Raw genomic sequence first — 21,511 nt, forward strand, 5'->3', positions numbered from 1 at the left:
TTCAAAATTTACTCCTGCTAACCACGACTCTCCAGGACGTTCTTTCCAATGCGATTAAGAGGTAAGCAGTGACACAGAAAAAATCGCTTCAAAATCCCCCGGTCGATTCTCCGTTTCCGGGAGTGAATGTTACGGAGTTGAAAACCAGCGACTTTTTGCAGAATCTGGTGCAAATCGATCATCAACTGCTCAGGAATATTCTCGCCAATACGCCGTTGATTATCTGGGCCGTCGATCGGAACGGAATTGTGACCTTCTCAGAAGGAGGAGGATTGAGAAAGGTAGGCTATCAACCTGGTGAATGGGTTGGCAGGTCTATCTTTGAAGAGTATTCCGATGATCCGGAGTTGATCTCTATCTTCAGAAAAACGTTGAGAGGTGAAGCATTACGCTTGGAAAGATCGTTTGATAACCTGATTTTAGACGTAGAATACACGCCCCTGTTTGACGAGCAGGGAGATGTGGATGGTTTTCTGTCCGTGGCAACGGATATTACAGAAAAAACGCTTTCGCAAGAGGAACTGCGACTCTCCGAGGAACGATTCAGTAAAATCTTCCAGGTCAACCCGATTGCGATGTGCATCACGGAAATGGAAACGGGAATTTTCGTTGAAGTTAATGAGGGCTTTCTGTCTGCCCTGCAATGCAGCCGGGAAGATATCCTGGGACAAAGTGCTTTGGACATTGGTTTCTGGCCGAACAAAGACAAACGCCAGAAAATGATTGAACAGGTAAAACAGGAGGGCACAGCGCGGGAACTGTTTTTCGATTTTGTGAACCCGAAAGGCGCCCGAATCTGTGCCTTATTGTCGGCAGTCCAGATTTATTTTCGGGGCGAAAACCTGCTACTCTCCTGTGTTAAAGATGTTACCGGAGAACATCAGGCACTGGAAGACCTGGAAAAATTAAATGAGCACCTCGAAGCCAGAGTCGTATCTCGAACAGCTGAACTTCAACACGCACATTCCATTCTGAACGAAGAGTATAAAAAACGGAATCGGCTCTATCGTGCACTACAGCAGACTGAAGCCAAATGGCGCTCTCTGGTTACCAACGCCCCCGATACGATTTTGACCCTGGACCGTGATGGTACCATCCTCTACGTCAACCACAAGATCGCATCGTTGGGAATGGAAGAGATTATTGGGTCATCCATCTTCCAATACATGAAGACCGAGGACATCTCTAAAGCTAAACAGATCCTGCAAGAAGTCTTCCAGACTGGCACTCCCCAAGTCATGGAAACGGAAGGCCTCAACACCGAGGGAAAGAAAGCCCTCTATTCCTGTCGTGTAGGGGCCATGGTGAGTGGGGGCATCATTATCGCTGCGATGGTTATTGCCACCGATATCACACACCAGAAACAGGCTGAGCAGGAGCTGGTGCGACGTCGTGCTGAACTCGCGCATCTTTCCCGCCTGTCGACCATGGGTGAACTGGCAGCAGAATTGTCCCACGAATTGAATCAGCCACTCGCGGCCATCAACAATTACACCAATGGTTGTATCCGCCGGATTCGATCCGGGACAACCAGCCTGGATAAGTTAATCGAACCACTGGAAGAAATGTCGCGCCAGGCCCAGCGTGCCAGCGAAACTATCAAACGCCTGCGTCGTCATGTCCAGAAGAGTGATGTCGAACACAAGCCACTCGATCTGAACGGGGTGATCCAGAATTCAATTTCATTACTGGAACACGAAATACAACGAAACTTTGTGACATTACACCTGGAATTAAGTCCGGGCCCACTGCAGACAATTGGCGATGCCATTCAAATTGAACAGGTACTGGTCAATCTTATCATAAATGCCATCGAAGCCATGGCGGAGATACCCGTCGAAGAACGAAAACTGATCATTCAATCAGATAGGGACCAGGATGGAAATCTGGTTATTTGTGTAACTGATAGTGGAATAGGTTTGAAAAAAGAGGAAGAAAAATCTATCTTCGAAACGTTCTATACAACTAAACAAAAAGGACTAGGGGTAGGCTTGTCCATTAGCCAGACAATTATAGAAGCGCACGGCGGCAAACTACACCCTCGTCGAAATAAAAAAGGGACGAGTTTTTTCATAACTCTGCCTGCAATCAATGGAGATAATCATCGTGGTTTCTGACGTTATGACAATCAATCAGGAAGCGACTGTATTTGTAGTTGATGACGATCCGGCAATACGAAAATCACTCCGGTGGCTTATCGAATCCGTCGGTCTCAAAGTTCAGACCCATGAACTGGCCAGCGAGTTTCTGGAAAGTTATTCTCCCGATTCTCCTGGCTGTCTTGTTCTGGACGTTCGCATACCGGGCATGAGCGGCCTGGAACTCCAGGAGAAACTCCGCGAACGGGGATATGATATTCCCGTAATTATCGTCTCTGGATACGGCGATGTTCCGATGGCAGTGCGTGCCATGAAAGCGGGCGCAATTGACTTTTTAGAAAAACCAGTGAGTGATCAGGTTTTGCTGGATTACATTCAAAAAGGAATCGAGCAGGATATCAAAAATAAGCAGGCGCGGTTACAAAACAAAGAGCTCATTGAGCGAAAAGAATCGCTGACCCGCCGGGAGCGGGAAGTGATGGAGTATGTTGTGTCCGGTCTTTCCAGCCGCGAGATTGCAGAGAAACTGACCGTCAGCTTTAAAACAGTGGAAGCACACCGTGCTAAAATCATGAAAAAAATGCAGGTCAAAAGCGTTCCCAAGCTGATTCAAATGGATTTGCAAATTCAAGGGACCGCGCCAGCCGGCTCCAGACAGCTCTGACTTTGTACTAAAAAACACGGAATACAGCCTGCAGACTCGACTGAAATCTAATTTTTTTGACATCGACTGGGAACAAATTTGAATACTCAAACTGAACTGGAATTGAATGGCGTTCCCATTTGTGACACGTTTGCAGAAGCATTCACGACCGTAGGAACTCGAATTATTGTGACGGCACTGACAGAGTCCTGGGTCAAAATTGCAGCAGCCGAGGTCAGTGGCTATGCCACAAGTGTTATCGCCTGTGATGCGGAAGCCGGTGTCGAAAAATTTCTGACTCCTGAAGAAAGTCCAGATGGACGGCCAGGGGTCAGCCTGATGTTTTTCGCATTCAGCCGTTCTGCTTTGGAAAAAGCAGTCACGAACCGGGTGGGCCAATGCATTCTCACCTGTCCCACAACCGCCTGTTATTCCGGGCTGACCGACTCTGATCCGGAAAAAGAGATCGCACTGGGAAGCCAGCTCCGCTTTTTTGGAGATGGCTTTCAGGTTTCCAAGAAATGGGGCAACCGCCGGCTCTGGCGAATACCCGTGATGGATGGGGAATTCGTTTGTGAAGATCGGGTTGGCACATTCAAAGGAGTGGCAGGAGGCAACCTGCTCATCTGTGCGACGGATCAAAAAAAAGGGCTGCTAGCGACAGAAGCCGCTGTTGCCGCCATGCAGACATTGGAACAGATCATTCTGCCTTTCCCCGGAGGGATCGTTCGAAGCGGCAGCAAAGTCGGCTCACGCTATACCAAACTGAAAGCCAGTACCAACGATGCCTACTGCCCGACGGTACGCGCACAGACCACATCAGAACTGCCTGAGGGTACCGGCTGTGTTTACGAAATCGTTATCGATGGAGACTCATTCGACGCGGTGCAGCAGGCAATGCAGGCTGGTTTAATTGCCATCAGCCAACAACCAGGGGTTCTGGAAATCACAGCAGGAAACTATGGTGGAAAGTTAGGAAAACACCATTTTCACCTGAAGGACCTCGTGAAGACCTCTGGCCTGTAAGATTGTCGCTTAGCGGAAACTTTCTGAGATCAGCATTTCCTGCTCGAACTGGTGGCTCCTGCTGGACCCAGTCGCTGGGCTGGCACTTGCCTGACGATAGACGCCCTGCAGAGGATGGCGGCCAAACAGATTTCCTTTAAAGCGACAATAGATGAATTGCCAGGCTCCCATGTTTTCCGGTTCTTCCTGGACCCAGTACACGGGAGTTCCTTCCGGATAAGGCGCTAACGCCTCTTCAAGCTCAGCTTTGGGAATCGGATAGAGTTGCTCCATCCGAATAATGGCTATATCATCGCGTTCTGCCTGTTTTCGATGCTCATTCAAATCGTAATAGATCTTTCCGGTGCACAGTAAAATCCGGGTGACCTGTTGAGGTTCAATGTCTGTCGTGTTGGCAATGACCTTGAAAAATGATCCCGAACTCATTGAAGAAAAGCTGGAGACGGCGTCATGATGGCGCAGTAGACTTTTGGGCGTCATCACAATGAGTGGCTTGCGCCATTTGCGAATCATCTGACGTCTGAGCAAGTGGAAGAATTGATCGGGCGTTGTGGGAACTGCGATTTGAATGTTGTTTTCCGCAGCCATCTGCAAAAATCGTTCATATCGCGCACTGGAGTGTTCTGGTCCCTGCCCTTCGAATCCGTGTGGCAAGAGCATCACGATGCCACTGTAACGCTGCCATTTATCTTCGGCACTGACGATAAACTGATCGATAATCACCTGGGCTGCATTACAGAAATCACCGAACTGGGCTTCCCAGACAATCAGACCATCGGGACAGTCTAAACTGTAACCATAATCGAAACCGAGTACGCCCGCTTCCGAAAGCGGGCTGTTGACAAACTCGACCGGTCCCTGCCCTGCCACCAGATGTTTGAGTGGCGTATATTTTTTCCCGGTTTTGACATCATGTATCACGGCATGGCGGTGACTGAATGTACCACGTTGTGCATCCTGACCACTCACACGAATCCGATAGCCTTCGGTCAATAAGGAAGCAAAGGCTAGAGATTCCGCTGCACCCCAATCTAATTTACGCTCACCTTCTGCCATTTCCCTACGAATGCGCAGTAACCGCTGAATTTTCTTATGCGGTGTGAAACCCTCTGGAAATTCAGTCTGTTTTAATAACAGGTTGATCAGACTTTCTTCCGGAACTCCCGTATCGATCTGATCGGCGGGAAGCTCTTCGCCCCCGCGATATCCGGCCCAGATGCCTGCTGGCAGTTCCACGGTATGCGGATAATTATCCACGCGGGCAGCTGCCAACTCCGATTCCAGGTGGGTAATACTCTCTTCCTGGAGGCGGTCTCCGTCCTCCTGCGTGACTGACTTGCGTTCCAGCATTCGCTGGAGGAAGCTGTCGCGTACAGAGGGACGATTGTTAATAATGTCATACATCAATGGCTGAGTGAAAGAAGGTTCATCCCCTTCATTATGACCACGACGACGATAGCAATACATGTCGATGACAACATCGCGATGGAATTCCTTACGGAAGTCCATTGCCAGTCGGACGACCTGAGCGACTGCTTCCGGATCTTCTCCATTCACGTGGAAGATGGGGATCTGCAGCATTTTCGCGACATCCGTCGCGTAGGTCGAAGAACGACTTTGTGCCGGGTCTGTCGTGAAACCGATCTGATTATTCACGACGACATGAATCGTTCCGCCGGTTCGATACCCCTTCAACTCGCTCAGATTCAGGCTCTCCTGAACCACGCCCTCACCTGCAAAAGCCGCATCACCGTGAATCAACAGGACCATACCTTTGGTCCGATCAATATTTTGCCAACGGTCCTGCTTGGCCCGCATCCGGCCCATGGCGACGGGATTCACAAACTCCAAATGGCTCGGGTTAAAACAGAGCGTCAGATGGACATTGTGCCCTGATTCGGTCATCCAGTCAGAACTATATCCCAAGTGATATTTGACATCGCCGCGTCCCACACTCATTTCGGGAACAGAGTCTTCATATTCTCGAAAGATTTCACGCGGTTTTTTACCCATGATATTCGTTAGCACATTCAAGCGGCCACGGTGCGCCATGCCGAACACGATCTCATCGACACCTTGCTCACCCGCCTTTTCAACGGCAAGATCCAGCAGGGGAATCAGGCTTTCTGCTCCTTCCAGTGAGAAGCTTTTCAAGCCGACATATTTCTTCTGAATGAACTCTTCAAATACCACCGAATCTGTTAAACGACGTAAAATCCGCAGTGCTTCGGGACGTTCGAACTTGAGAAAGTTCGCGGTGCTTTCCATCCGGTCTTGCAGCCACTTGCGAACGCGCAAACTGTCGATGTGCATGAACTGGGCACCAATGGATCGGCAGTAGGTGTTCTTTAACCATTGGATCATTTCTCGCAACGTACGCTGCGAGGGCCCTCCAAAGGTGGATGTGGAGAAAATCCGGTCATAGTCCCGTTCGGAAAAATCATAGAACTCGGGCATTAACTCGGCAGGTGTGGACCGTTTTTTCCCCAATGGATCAAGCGATGCCAGAATGTGTCCCCGGACTCGATAATTTCGAATCAGCTGATCGAGACGTTCCTGTCGATCAGCAATTTTCATTGTCTGGCGATCCGTTCCTTCCGTTTTTTGCGATCCGGGAGGATTGAACATCGTATGACGTTTGAAGGAAGGCCCAAAGCCTGGTCTTTGCTTACGCGTGATTTTGTGAGGGAACCGGGCGAAGAAATCCTGCCATTCCTGCGAGACGGAGCCTGGCGACTTCAAATAGCTCGCATACAGCTCTTCAACGAACGTTAACGATTCCGAGCTGATTTCGTTAACTAACTCTTCCGGCAACTGACTCTCATAGTGTCCATTGTCGTCAAAGTGGGATGAAACTGCATCTGGTTTATCTAACATTGTGCCCTCTCCGGGCTTAGAGACGAACAACCGACAAAATACCATAGATGCCCCTCAGACAAGGGATTCACCACTGGATTGTCGATGAAACGAGTTCTAAACGGTTTTCTTTTACGCTATTGTATAAGATCAGAGTTTTAAAGCTCTCTCCTCAAGCTGACTTGCGCTGTCATTGTGAAAGTTACCAAACTCGTTTTGGCATTCCTACTCATCCGCTGCCAATCTTTTATCCAAAATTTCAGGAAAAACCGGAATAACAGGCAAATGTATGCCTGGATTATAATGCAGAGACCTTGAATACCGAAACACAAATGCAGACTGCGCAACAAAAAAACCGGCTCCGATAAAAGTTCGCATCGGGCCGGCTTTTCGATGTAGCCTTTGTCATTCGCGATTCTGCGAATGTACTATGACTTCTGAACAACACGTTTACGAATGTCTGTTTCCAGAACTCCGAATGCCTGTTCGTGACGTTGCAGTGCCATTGAAAGTGCACTCAGCAGTCGCTTGGCGGTGTAGTGATTCAGAATAATCCGCTGGCCAACGTTGATCTCAGTATTCGCAGGATCAAGAGGCTGTGGATTTAAACCCAGGTCCAGAATCAATTCTTCTGGAGTACTGGAAACGCGGCAGAAGTTAGCATAGCTGGCTGCGACGTTGTCGTCGTTCACCTTCACCTGCTGCTGTTGTTGAGCTGGCGCCTGTCCTGCTGCTTCTGTTGTAGCTTCAGCTGATTTTTCATCTTTCTTAGCACTCACGCTTGGTTTCTCCTCAATGTTATAAAATCTTAAGAAGTAATTGGTTCCAGAAATAGGGACCTGAACTGATGGGGAATCAAAACGATCTGTTTAAAAAACAGCTTCCCCCCGTGTTAGATTGCTTTGTCATGACTTGTTCAAAGACTCCTGAAACATAACATCAGATTGTTCAGTATTCAAGAAAAGAGAGGACAGACTTTGAAAGTCTTTAAATACATTCATGTTGGATTAACGAAATTGACTGCATGTTGCTAAAAGGCAACGCATCCCCCATCTTTCCTACAGCAGCCATTTAGTTTACATTAGAGAAAAAGCGTCCTTATGGTGATTTAAAAAGCCCCCATAAGGACGCGTCGTTCACTTATGAACTTCACCTGACTTACAGAATGGGGCCTGCCCAGTCAGAGAAGACATCGTCAAATTCCGCATCGAACTCTTGAGTCAGCCCCAGAAGATCGGAATCGGTTTCTGTCTGGCCAGCATCGGAGTTCGGGCTGTGTTCGCGGCTGTCAACGATAGACAGCCCATTGAGCCGCAGGTTGCTGACCTGTTCGTCATTCAGACCTTCCAACACGGTTAAATCAAGCTCGTCCTGATTCAGTGTAGACGAATTGAGATTCAACTGAGTTCGAGTCAGATTGAACTGTGGCAGTACACTTTCGTTCAATTCTGTCACGTTGCTGGAAAGCACAACCGTATTGGATTCCAAAGCCATCAACGGCTCATTACCAGCCACAAGCTGCTCATCAGCAGGCAGATTTGCCATTAGAGGAGCATTCATGCCAACCAGAATTTCATAGCTGCCTGAAGCAGCAGCTTCGTGAGCAGACTGCAGAATCAAGGCATCCAGAATCGAAGGCAGCTTGCGAACCCCTGGATCAAGTGTCGCATTCATGACATCACCAGCATGAACCGTATCATCCAGGTGCAAGCCATCATCGGTCAGAGTGGCTTCGAAGCCACTGCCAACAAAGCTCAACGTTCCACCAACTCCGGTTTGCACGAAGCTTTCAAACGGTGCATACGTTTCAGTGAACCCGAGCACGTGACCAATTTCGTGCAACAGAACCGTCAACAAGTCATAGTGACCAGCGGCATCGGAACCGGCATCAGCGGTGTAAGCCACGCCACCTTCCAGATCTGTATCACTGAAGGCAGAAGAGTCCAGATCCGAATACCAGCCCAGGCCGGCGGCATTGTCATCTAGAGTTACAATCCCGGAAACAGGACGACCTTCAGAGTCAACTCCGGTAATCTGACCTTCACCCAGTTGAGTACCACCCAGGTTGGTAATGACAAGCTGAATATCCAGTGGTTCAGCCAGCCCCAACGCATCCTGCCAGATACCCAACGCTTCATCCATCACCTGATCAATGGAGGAATCACCAGTGATATCGGTCGTTTTACCATACCAGCGTTGCAGGAAGTTGGCAGGATAAACAACATCTTTGTCTCCCCCTTTTTGAATACCGTAGTTAGATACGAAATATCTCAAATCCCGATTGTCCACGGTACCACTTTTATCAGCATCCAATGCCCAGACATAGGGTGAATCTGAATCAAGTACATTCTGACCATAAATTGTAACCAAGACAACCAGATCGCGAGCATTGATCGTATCATCATCATTCACATCATAGGCAATCGCCCATAGATCCGTCTCGGGAGCATCACCGACAATCAAAGTGGTATCACTTCCATTTGTCAGATTGACATTCACATTACTGAGTGACAGCCCCAAAGCATGCGGGCCGATGAATTTGTCTTCAAAGTCAATGGAGACATCATCCTGTGCCAACGATTCGAACTTGACTCGAGCCAGCAGGGTTTTATTCCCGTTCCCAGCCTTTTCATAGTTCGCTGTCCCACTCAGTCCAGTCACAACCCCCGTCGTATCATCGATCACAGCCTGTCCTGAGTCTGCAAAGGCCCTGCTGAATTCAATTTCCGTCGCTGAGAAGAAATTCGTATTGTAGTTTAAGTCAACTGCTGCATCAGTGATTCCTCTCGCATCTGCAGTCTCCACATAAACTTCAACCCAGAACGAGCTCCATTCATCAATCCAGGTATCACTGGCGGGTAACCCGGTAGTCTGTGCGAACGCATCCAATTCTGTCTGAGTTCGAACGACGACCAGATCGATGGTTGTCCCTTCATCCAGTGTGGTATCAATCTCAATCGCCTGAGTACCATGTAACGGTGCTACCCCTTCCTGGACGGTAATTGTCAGGTCATAGCTACCGACATCGGCGGGGTCTACACCTGTAGGTCGACCCGCAGTATTGGTTGGGTCATAAGTTGACGGATCATCAGAATCATTATAGGCACTGACACCAATATAGTAGGTCCCGGTTGAAGACGCAGTAAATGAAACATACGAGTCAAACGGGAATGCTAACTGGTCTACAAGAAATTCATCCGGCGCCAAAGCATTATCAGAGTAGGCAACTTGATTGCCCAGGGAATCAAAGATGCGTACGACACTATCCAGTCCCGTCTCAAACATATTGGCATCGATATCCACAATCACCGAATCCCCGGCATCCAATTGAATCTCGAACATGTCGACATCCAGCAACGGGTCAGCAATGACGGTGTTGTTTCCGATAATTCCCTGGTAGACCTGAGTTCCAGGAGCCGCCGAGGTCAAACCGGTCACTTCCGCTGTGGCCAGAGTGTCACCAGCTTCATCTGTTTCATCCTGATTTACATTGAAACGGGCAGTCGCTGACCCCACCAGATTCAGTACCACATCGTTACCGTCTTCAGTTGTAAATTCGATGCGACGGCTGATCGGAATCAGCAACTCAAAAATACCTGGCGAAACTAATGTTAAGTTAGCCTGACTCCAAGCCGCTAGCCCGGTAGGAGCCATCGTCAGCGGATCGAAGAACGACATCGTTTCATCGGCTGTCGACTCTGAATTCGTAGTAAATACTCCATTACCTTCACTCGGAACAGAGACCATTGAATCCAGCAGGCCGTTCTCCAGTAACCAGTCTTCCGAGATATCAAAGTTTCCGGAGCCATCCAACACCTGCCGACTTGAGATCACCTGGGCAATCGCATCACGAATCGCCAGACTTATTTCAGCATCGAAGGTACCTGAAAGAGGTACCGTGATCTCAAAAGTCTGATCGCCGACCAGACCAAAGTCCGCCAGATCCAAGCTCGAGTAATCTAGTGTACCACCTCGGTCCGGTCGGGCCAGACCTGAGGGATTAACTTCGATGTAAGAATCAACAATCTGAATCGTTCCGGGATCATTCACATCATCCAGAAGCACATCCAGACGGCCACTGACGCTGGGCGAATTCAAACCGGCTGACTGGGGCAGCAGATTAATCTCTTGACCATCAATTGTAATGGTCCCCGACACGGACAGGTTACTGAGATCAGTCTGAATAAAGAACTCGGAAGGAGTAACTTGATCCACTGTAGTATTGGTTATCGAAAGCTGGCTAAAGTCTATCGTTTTGTCTCGGTTTACTCCGTCGTCTCCAGAGATTAAATCAGTCGTGTCAATCATGAAATCGACATCATCTGCTACGTTATCTGCACTAAATACGGCATAACCGACCCGACCATATCCATTGGAAACAAGATCGGGAAGCACGCTCGTAGCACTGATATCATTCAGCACACCACCGGGAGCATCAACATCGAGCACTGTGGTAAGGAAACCAAAGGCGGAAGTATCAATTGTAAATAGATCTTCAACCAGCGAAGTATCAGCGACATCCCACATCATGTCCATTAGAATCGAAGAGAGACCAGCAGTCGTTGTAGACTGACCGGCCAGCACCTGGGCTAACTGATCACTGATCCAGATTTCCACAACATACTGGTCACCTACAGCCACCTGGCTGATAGACGAGGGCAGGTCAGTCACATCGGCAACTTCAGGAGAAACAACAATATTTCCCCCCGAGGCAATTGAAGGAGTGCCGGCGCCTCCCGTATTCTCGATCACCTCGACAGCCAGAACTCCGTCATACAATTTATCAATGATGGCACTAGACAGCCCTTCTCCAAGAGTCCATGTTCCGGTCAGTATGTCATTCACTGAATCAATGGTTGGGTTATCATGAGCTGAACTGTTACTGAAGATGGTAAACAATACATCATCATTTGTGGTATCAATGATCCTGAGTTCTTTCAAATCATCTGTGGAGTCACCATTGGCTGTCCCATCAACATCCAGGTCATAATCACCAAGATAGATCGAATAAGTCAGATCCTGTAATCCATTGACCAGCTGGAACCGAGCCCCCCCCAATTCGTCGAGGACTACCGTACCGACATTTAATTCGGCCCGGAACGAAGTGAAGTCTCTGCCACTGGATTCCACATCCCGGGCAATCAGCCGGATATCCACTGTCGCCTGCGGAACTGGGGTCAGCGTAAATGTGCTGGTCACATCATCAGAAAGCGTATCATCAGAATGAGCAGTCACCGTAATCACCAGAGGCAGACGCACCTGTTCTGAATCGTAGTCGGTATAAGTGATATTTAAATCACTGCCTGAGATCGCAACATTGGCCCAGAAGTTGGCGGGTAACGCATCTCCTGCCATACCACCTTCGACATGTGCTTCCACCATATAGGTCACAGTATCACCAACATCAGGATCATTGAAATGGAGATCCAGATCAATCGTTTCCGGCGTCAGGCCATCGCGGGAAATATTTTCCAAGGGTACGTCAGTCAGCATCAATAACTCATTGCTTCCAGTCACAGTGACAGTTACGGTTGCAGTATCAGTCGTATCCCCATCAGTGATTTTATAGGTAAAAATATCTGTGTCGAAATCAGTCGGTTCAAACAGATCTGGAAACATTCCATTTGGATCATAAACCAACGTCCCATCTGCTTGCAGAGTCACCGTCGCACCGGACTCCAGAGGAATCTCCATTCCCACTGTAGCGGTAGTTGTCCCCAGTACTGGGTCGGTGATTTCAATAACGGACAGCGTATCACTCGCATCCGCATCGGTATCGGGACCATTTCCGTTATCCAGGCGAACATCGAAGTTCAACGGAGTATCCTTGGTCGTTGTCACTCCGTCATCTGCCGCCATCACGGGGTCATTCACACCGGTGATCGTAATCGTCACCGTCGCCGTATCAGTACCGCCGTTGCCGTCACTGATCGTGTAGGTAAATTCGTCAGTCGCGGTTTCACCCACAGCAAGGAAATCAAAGGCACCAACCGGATTGTAGTCAAAATTACCGCCTGACGTCAGAGTGACGGTGGCTCCTGAGGAAAGGACAAACGGATCGCCGACGGTACCGCTTGTCATCCCTTCGCTGATGCCGGTCACGGTAAACGAATCACTCAGATCGTCATCACTGTCAGCACCATTTCCGTTGTCGGCAAAGACATCACCACCGACGAGCACAGTATCTTCACCCGTCGAGAATCCATCAGCCTGAGCAACAGGAGCATCATTCACACCCGAAATCGTAATCGTCAGCGTTTGAGAGACCGTTCCCCCATTGCCGTCACTCACATCGTAGCTGTAAGTGATGACTTCTGATTCATCGAAAGCCAGATCATTATAGTAGCTTGGATCAATCGTCCAACTCGAAGCAGTGTCCATGGTGATTCCACCAATATCTCCTGCGTTCGTTTGCATCAAATTGAGAACAGATAAGGTATCGCTCTGATCAACATCAGTGGCATTCGTCAGCAGATCCAGGCTGAAGTTTGCATCATCTTCAGTCGCCATTGTCGAGACTGCAGCACTTACGGCGGGGCTGTCATTCACACCGGTAATTGTGATCATCGCGGTTTGAGCAACCACGCCCCCTTCACCGTCGATCACATTGTAGCTGTAAGTGATCACGGCTGATTCACCGAACGCCAGGTAGTTGTAAGCACTCGGGTCAATATCCAGCTGGTTCCCGTTGACGGTCACACCACTGTCATCGCCGCCCGTCAGCATCAGATTGGACACATTCAGCATGTCCGTCGTATCAGGATCACTGGCATTCGTCAGCAGATCCAGGCTGAAGTCCGCATCATCTTCCGTCACTGTGGTGGTCACAGCAGCACTCACGGCAGGGCTGTCATTTACACCGGTGATTGTGATCGTCGCGGTCTGAGCCACAACACCACCTTCACCGTCGATCACATTGTAACTGTAGGTGATCACGGCTGATTCACCGAACGCCAAGTAATTATAAGCACTCGGGTCAATATCCAGCTGGTTCCCGTTAACGGTCACACCACTGTCATCGCCGCCGGTCAGCATCAGACTGGACACATTCAGCATGTCCGTCGTATCAGGATCACTGGCATTCGTCAGCAGATCCAGGCTGAAGTCCGCATCGTCTTCCGTTGCCATTGTCGAGACTGCAGCACTTACGGCAGGGCTGTCATTCACACCGGTAATTGTGATCGTCGCGGTCTGAGCCACAACGCCCCCTTCACCGTCGATCACATTGTAGCTGTAAGTGATCACGGCTGATTCACCGAACGCCAGATAATTATAAGCACTCGGGTCAATATCCAGCTGGTTCCCGTTAACGGTCACACCACTGTCATCGCCGCCCGTCAGCATCAGACTGGACACATTCAGCATGTCCGTCGTATCAGGATCACTGGCATTCGTCAGCAGATCCAGGCTGAAGTCCGCATCATCTTCCGTCGCCATTGTCGAGACTGCAGCACTTACGGCAGGGCTGTCATTCACACCCGTGATCGTGATCGTGGCAGTTTGAGCAACCACGCCCCCTTCACCGTCAATCACATTGTAACTGTAGGTGATCACGGCTGATTCACCGAACGCCAGATAATTATAAGCACTCGGGTCAATATCCAGCTGGTTCCCGTTAACGGTCACACCACTGTCATCGCCGCCGGTCAGCATCAGATTGGACACATTCAGCATGTCCGTCGTATCAGGATCACTGGCATTCGTCAGCAGATCCAGGCTGAAGTCCGCATCATCTTCCGTCACTGTGGTGGTCACAGCAGCACTTACGGCAGGGCTGTCATTCACACCCGTGATCGTGATCGTGGCGGTTTGAGCCACAACACCACCTTCACCGTCGATCACATTGTAGCTGTAAGTGATCACGGCTGATTCACCGAACGCCAGGTAGTTGTAAGCACTCGGGTCAATATCCAGCTGGTTCCCGTTAACGGTCACACCACTGTCATCGCCGCCGGTCAGCATCAGACTGGACACATTCAGCATGTCCGTCGTATCAGGATCACTGGCATTCGTCAGCAGATCCAGGCTGAAGTCCGCATCATCTTCAGTCACTGTGGTGGTCACAGCAGCACTCACGGCGGGGCTGTCATTCACACCCGTGATCGTGATCGTGGCGGACTGGGGCACAGAGCCACCATTGCCGTCTATCACGTCGTAGGTATAAACAATCACGGCAGACTCACCGACCGCCAGAAAGTCATACGCACTCGGATCAATGTCCAGTTGATTCCCGTTGACTGTGATACCTGTGTTATTGCCACTGAACTTGACCAGATTGCTGACCATTAAGATGTCCGTCGTATCGACATCACTGGCGTTGACCAGCAGATCCAGGCTATAGCTGGCATCGTCTTCGGTTACCGTCGAAGTCACAGTTGCCATACTCACAGTCGGTGCGTCATTCACACCGTTAATCGTGATCGTGGCCGTCTGAGCCACAGAGCCACCTTTACCATCAACCACATTATAACTGTACTCAATCACGGCTGTCTCACCGGCAGCCAGACTGTTATACACACTCGGATCAATGTCCAGCGAATTACCGTTAATGGTAATCCCGCTATCGTCGCCACTTGTTTTCATCAGATTACTGACCATTAAGATGTCAGTCGCATCCACATCGCTGGAATTTGACAGGAGATCCAGATTAAAGGCAACATCGTCTTCTGTAGGAAGTGAGAGTACAGCCATACTCACAGTCGGAGGATCATTCACACCAGTAATCGTAATCGTCGCCGTCTGAGCAATCACGCCCCCTTCACCGTCAATCACATTGTAGCTGTAAGTGATCACGGCTGATTCACCGAACGCCAGATAATTATAAGCACTCGGGTCAATATCCAGCTGGTTCCCGTTAACGGTCACACCACTGTCATCGCCGCCAGTCAGCATCAGACTGTCTACATTCAGCATGTCCGTCGTATCAGGATCACTGGCATTGGTTAACAGATTCAGGCTATAGTTCGCGTCATCTTCAGTCACCATTGAAGTTACGGCTGCACTGACTGTCGGACCGTCGTTCGCTCCGATAATGGTCACAGTGACGGTCCCAGTATCTTCACCACCACGTTCATCTTGTATTGTATAAGTAAAGGTATCCGTCGTCATTTCCCCGACTGCCAGATAATCAAAGGCGCCTGTCGGATCATAATTAATCAGATTCCCATTCAATGCTAGCATGGCACCACCGGCCGACGTCATGCTGGGAAGACCGGAAACGAACAGGTTGTTATCATCACCATCGGGGTCGGAATCATTGCCGAGAACGTTGATGCCATTGAGAGGAGTATCCTCGCCTGTCGAACCGGCGTTGTCCGAATTGGCGATCGGCAACTGGTTCGCCGAAATGGTTAATGTCACGGTTGCTGTATCAAATCCACCATCACCATCACTGATCTGATAGGTAAACGTATCCGTTTCCGTAGCTGTTCCTGAAAGATGACTAAACATCCCATTCGGATCATAGTTGAATGTGCCGTCGTCATTTAAGGTCAGCAATGCGCCCCATGTTGAAAGCACTATTTGTGCATTCACATTCATAGCAGAATTTTCTACTTCTGAAACCATAAATGTGTCACTAGCATCCGGATCACTGTCGGCACCACTACCGTTATCGGCAAAAACGCTGCCATTAAAAACAAAATCTTTATTGACATCAAAGGCATCGGCCTGAGCCACCGGAGGATCATTTACACCGGTGATCGTGATCGTCGCTGTCTGAGCAACCACGCCCCCTTCACCGTCAATCACATTGTAACTGTAGGTGATCACGGCTGATTCACCGAACGCCAGATAATTATAAGCACTCGGGTCAATATCCAGCTGGTTCCCGTTAACGGTCACACCACCGTCATCGCCGCCCGTCAGCATCAGACTGGACACATTCAGCATGTCCGTCGTATCAGGATCACTGGCATTCGTCAGCAGATCCAGGCTGAAGTCCGCATCATCTTCAGTCGCCATTGTCGAGACTGCAGCACTTACGGCAGGGCTGTCATTCACACCGGTAATTGTGATCGTCGCTGTCTGAGCAACCACGCCCCCTTCACCGTCGATCACATTGTAACTGTAAGTGATCACGGCTGATTCACCGAACGCCAGATAATTATAAGCACTCGGGTCAATATCCAGCTGGTTCCCGTTAACGGTCACACCACTGTCATCGCCACCGGTCAGCATCAGATTGGACACATTCAGCATGTCCGTCGTATCAGGATCACTGGCATTCGTCAGCAGATCCAGGCTGAAGTCCGCATCATCTTCCGTCACTGTGGTGGTCACAGCAGCACTCACGGCAGGGCTGTCATTTACACCGGTAATTGTGATCGTCGCGGTCTGAGCAACCACGCCCCCTTCACCGTCGATCACATTGTAGCTGTAAGTGATCACGGCTGATTCACCGAACGCCAGATAATTATAAGCACTCGGGTCAATATCCAGCTGGTTCCCGTTAACGGTCACACCACTGTCATCGCCGCCCGTCAGCATCAGATTGGACACATTCAGCATGTCCGTCGTATCAGGATCACTGGCATTCGTCAGCAGATCCAGGCTGAAGTCCGCATCATCTTCCGTCACTGTGGTGGTCACAGCAGCACTCACGGCAGGGCTGTCATTTACACCGGTGATTGTGATCGTCGCGGTCTGAGCCACAACGCCCCCTTCACCGTCGATCACATTGTAGCTGTAAGTGATCACGGCTGATTCACCGAACGCCAGATAATTATAAGCACTCGGGTCAATATCCAGCTGGTTCCCGTTAACGGTCACACCACTGTCATCGCCGCCCGTCAGCATCAGATTGGACACATTCAGCATGTCCGTCGTATCAGGATCACTGGCATTCGTCAGCAGATCCAGGCTGAAGTCCGCATCATCTTCCGTCACTGTGGTGGTCACAGCAGCACTCACGGCAGGGCTGTCATTTACACCGGTGATTGTGATCGTCGCGGTCTGAGCCACAACGCCCCCTTCACCGTCGATCACATTGTAGCTGTAAGTGATCACGGCTGATTCACCGAACGCCAGATAATTATAAGCACTCGGGTCAATATCCAGCTGGTTCCCGTTAACGGTCACACCACCGTCATCGCCGCCCGTCAGCATCAGATTGGACACATTCAGCATGTCCGTCGTATCAGGATCACTGGCATTCGTCAGCAGATCCAGGCTGAAGTCCGCATCATCTTCCGTCACTGTGGTGGTCACAGCAGCACTCACGGCAGGGCTGTCATTTACACCGGTGATTGTGATCGTCGCGGTCTGAGCCACAACACCACCTTCACCGTCGATCACATTGTAACTGTAGGTGATCACGGCTGATTCACCGAACGCCAAGTAATTATAAGCACTCGGGTCAATATCCAGCTGGTTCCCGTTAACGGTCACACCACTGTCATCGCCGCCGGTCAGCATCAGACTGGACACATTCAGCATGTCCGTCGTATCAGGATCACTGGCATTCGTCAGCAGATCCAGGCTGAAGTCCGCATCGTCTTCCGTTGCCATTGTCGAGACTGCAGCACTTACGGCAGGGCTGTCATTCACACCGGTAATTGTGATCGTCGCGGTTTGAGCAACCACGCCCCCTTCACCGTCGATCACATTGTAGCTGTAAGTGATCACGGCTGATTCACCGAACGCCAGATAACTATAAGCACTCGGGTCAATATCCAGCTGGTTCCCGTTAACGGTCACACCACTGTCATCGCCGCCCGTCAGCATCAGACTGGACACATTCAGCATGTCCGTCGTATCAGGATCACTGGCATTCGTCAGCAGATCCAGGCTGAAGTCCGCATCATCTTCCGTCGCCATTGTCGAGACTGCAGCACTTACGGCAGGGCTGTCATTCACACCGGTAATTGTGATCGTGGCAGTTTGAGCAACCACGCCCCCTTCACCGTCGATCACATTGTAACTGTAAGTGATCACGGCTGATTCACCGAACGCCAGATAATTATAAGCACTCGGGTCAATATCCAGCTGGTTCCCGTTAACGGTCACACCACTGTCATCGCCGCCCGTCAGCATCAGATTGGACACATTCAGCATGTCCGTCGTATCAGGATCACTGGCATTCGTCAGCAGATCCAGGCTGAAGTCCGCATCATCTTCCGTCACTGTGGTGGTCACAGCAGCACTTACGGCAGGGCTGTCATTTACACCGGTGATTGTGATCGTCGCGGTCTGAGCCACAACACCACCTTCACCGTCGATCACATTGTAACTGTAGGTGATCACGGCTGATTCACCGAACGCCAAGTAGTTATAAGCACTCGGGTCAATATCCAGCTGGTTCCCGTTAACGGTCACACCACTGTCATCGCCGCCCGTCAGCATCAGATTGGACACATTCAGCATGTCCGTCGTATCAGGATCACTGGCATTCGTCAGCAGATCCAGGCTGAAGTCCGCATCATCTTCCGTTGCCATTGTCGAGACTGCAGCACTTACGGCAGGGCTGTCATTCACACCGGTAATTGTGATCGTCGCGGTTTGAGCAACCACGCCCCCTTCACCGTCGATCACATTGTAGCTGTAAGTGATCACGGCTGATTCACCGAACGCCAGATAATTATAAGCACTCGGGTCAATATCCAGCTGGTTCCCGTTAACGGTCACACCACCGTCATCGCCGCCGGTCAGCATCAGACTGGACACATTCAGCATGTCCGTCGTATCAGGATCACTGGCATTCGTCAGCAGATCCAGGCTGAAGTTCGAGTCATCTTCCGTCGCCATCGTGGTGACCGCCGCACTCACAGTAGGAGGATCATTGACTCCATGGATTGTGATCGTGACGGTGGCGGTATCAGTTCCGCCGTTACCATCACTCACGGTGTAAGTAAAGTTCTCGGTCGTCGATTCACCAGCAGCCAGATACTCATACAATCCTTTAGGATCAAATGTGAAACTGCCATCAGCGGCGACATTCAGTTCTCCACCGGATCCAATGGTAATCGGCATCGCCACATTCACTGCGGAACCATTGACCTCTGTCACGGTCAGAGTGTCGTTCTCCACATCGGTAACAAAAGCAAGTACACCCGGTGCAGGAAAGTTATTCAGAAAATCTTCATATGCAGTCGCGTCACCATCTACGGCGACAGGTGGATCATTGAGCGCATTGATCGTTACGGTGAACGTATTTGAAAGAACGGCATTTCCGGCAACATCAATCGCCTGTATCACAATGTCCGTCATTCCGTTTGCGTCTAAGATCGAATTCAGAATCAGATCGCCGGTTGAGAAATCGACATCAACGATCGCGTCGGTGATTGAATCCACGTGGAAGTTGAGCGGCGTTCCCCCATTCTGATTGAAGTAGGTCGAAAGTGCACCCAGATTGACGGGAGTGAAGTCTTCGTTCAGATTCTGGTCTCCAATCGGAGTCCCCGTGACGGAAGGAGCAACCGTGTCCAGTTCAAAATTGACATCGAACATGCCCGCTGAACTGAGATTACCATGCTCATCGGCGGTCATAAAGTGCAGTGTGTGCATGCCCCCTTCCAGAGAAGCACCACTGTTCAGGTTCGTTTCCAGCCAGCCGCGGGTTAACGTGAAGGTTCCCCCGTTGGCACCGCCGGAGAGTTCTCCGAAGATATCCACAAAGCTGCCCCCGTCCAGGGCGACTTTAAACTGGGTAATCAGGCTTTCATCGGTGACCGTACCCAAAATCGTCAATTCGTTTGAGACACCATCCGAATCTGAAATCCCGGAATCCACTTCAAGACCGGCATCGACCGCGGGTGCATCCTGGTCACCGATCAGCTCCAGCTGAATTGGTGGCAGCCCCTGATTCCCCGTCACCATCTGCAGATCGTGATTATCAATGTCACCATCTTTGTCACCATCCAACTCTTCGGAATAATAATTCGCAGAGGGATTAAGGCCCAACTGTTGGATTAATTGCGCTGTAAAGTGATTATAGCCGAAGTTACTCTGATAGTAAGCCGCCGTTGCATGTTCTAATTCCGACTGAGAGACGGTTCCACTGCCGTCCATATCACCGGGTAGAAAGACGTCAATTATAAATCCACCTGTGTCAGGAGTTTGCCCTTGAACCAGGATTTTGTATTCCCCGGGATTCAGTGTCGCCAAAACCAGTGAATTGGGACCTTGATGATCATTTTCCGCCAGATTCAACGGAATGACGGCATTCGTATTCGCATCGAGAATTTGAATCGCCGCCGGATTGAAGGAAGAGCTCGCCGATGCTCTGACCTCAAATCCCAGTGTGGGAGAGCTGCCGGCACCAATATTCAGAACCAGTTCGGTCGTATCATTCGGGTTATTTACCGAACTTTCGAGCGAAGCCAGAATATTACTGGCCAATAAGGTCCGATCTTCGAGTCGCTCGACATGACTCGCATATCCAATCGGACGAGAGATCCGAAATGGGAGTCGGCGACTATTTGCTTTTCGAGTCGTTTTACGGCCAAATAATCTCTTCAGGCTCTTCATAGTGTTTTTACTCGTAACTGATTGAATAGTGGATGATTCACAAATGGTATGGTTGCGAGGGTATTTACTGTCAAAATAGTCACTTACTTTGACGATTAAGCGAATTAAATCTAACAGTGAGCCAAGCGTTCAATAAAAGGAATTTCTTTTTTGTGTACGCCATTTTGACTCAAGAATGCAGATATTAATGCGGATTATGGGATATCTTTGCCGACGCCCTAACCAATTGCAATTAATAAAAAGAGAATCTACAACCTTTAGGCAATCTTGTTCAGGTTGTAGGACCATCATAAAGGTCGTCCCTAAAGTACGAATCTTGTTCAGTACGTGGGATAGTGGGGGCTGTTGTCTTAAAGGAACATAATTGTTCAACTTAGAGAACGGATATGTAAAAGATTATGTACAAGTCAGGGGCGTGGAA

6 protein-coding genes are annotated in these 21,511 nt (G+C 49.8%); 3 read left to right on the forward strand and 3 right to left on the reverse strand.

The genetic code is table 11. The annotated features are described in order from the left end of the window. The first annotated feature begins 68 nt into the window (after positions 1-68). The 3 genes from Enr17x_RS19415 (at position 69) to fhcD (ending at position 3,768) form a co-directional block, all read left to right on the forward strand. Positions 69-2,117 carry a PAS domain S-box protein gene (locus Enr17x_RS19415; protein WP_145311376.1) on the forward strand — a complete coding sequence of 683 codons (2,049 nt, stop codon included), beginning with the start codon at positions 69-71 and terminating at the stop codon, positions 2,115-2,117. Continuing rightward, positions 2,092-2,763 (forward strand): response regulator transcription factor, encoded by a 672-nt coding sequence (locus tag Enr17x_RS19420; RefSeq protein ID WP_145311377.1) that lies wholly within the window; start codon positions 2,092-2,094, stop codon positions 2,761-2,763. Before Enr17x_RS19415 ends, Enr17x_RS19420 begins: the two co-directional genes overlap by 26 nt. 78 nt (positions 2,764-2,841) lie before the next feature. Next, entirely contained in the window at positions 2,842-3,768 is a 927-nt protein-coding gene (gene fhcD / locus Enr17x_RS19425; protein ID WP_198000682.1) for a formylmethanofuran--tetrahydromethanopterin N-formyltransferase, read from the forward strand. A 9-nt stretch (positions 3,769-3,777) separates the two neighbouring features. Here the strand turns inward: fhcD and Enr17x_RS19430 are convergent, their stop codons facing one another. The 3 genes from Enr17x_RS19430 to Enr17x_RS19440 form a co-directional block, all read right to left on the reverse strand. After that, entirely contained in the window at positions 3,778-6,645 is a 2,868-nt protein-coding gene (locus Enr17x_RS19430; RefSeq protein WP_145311378.1) for a 2-oxoglutarate dehydrogenase E1 component, read from the reverse strand. A 407-nt stretch (positions 6,646-7,052) separates the two neighbouring features. Further along, positions 7,053-7,403: a DUF3467 domain-containing protein gene (locus tag Enr17x_RS19435; protein WP_145311379.1), complete on the reverse strand. Its 351-nt coding sequence runs from the start codon at positions 7,401-7,403 to the stop codon at positions 7,053-7,055. A gap of 379 nt (positions 7,404-7,782) precedes the next feature. After that, positions 7,783-21,090, reverse strand: a complete 13,308-nt coding sequence (locus Enr17x_RS19440; RefSeq protein WP_145311380.1) for a beta strand repeat-containing protein — start codon at positions 21,088-21,090, stop codon at positions 7,783-7,785. Positions 21,091-21,511: the final 421 nt, after the last annotated feature.

The organism is Gimesia fumaroli, from assembly GCF_007754425.1.
GTDB lineage: Bacteria > Planctomycetota > Planctomycetia > Planctomycetales > Planctomycetaceae > Gimesia > Gimesia fumaroli.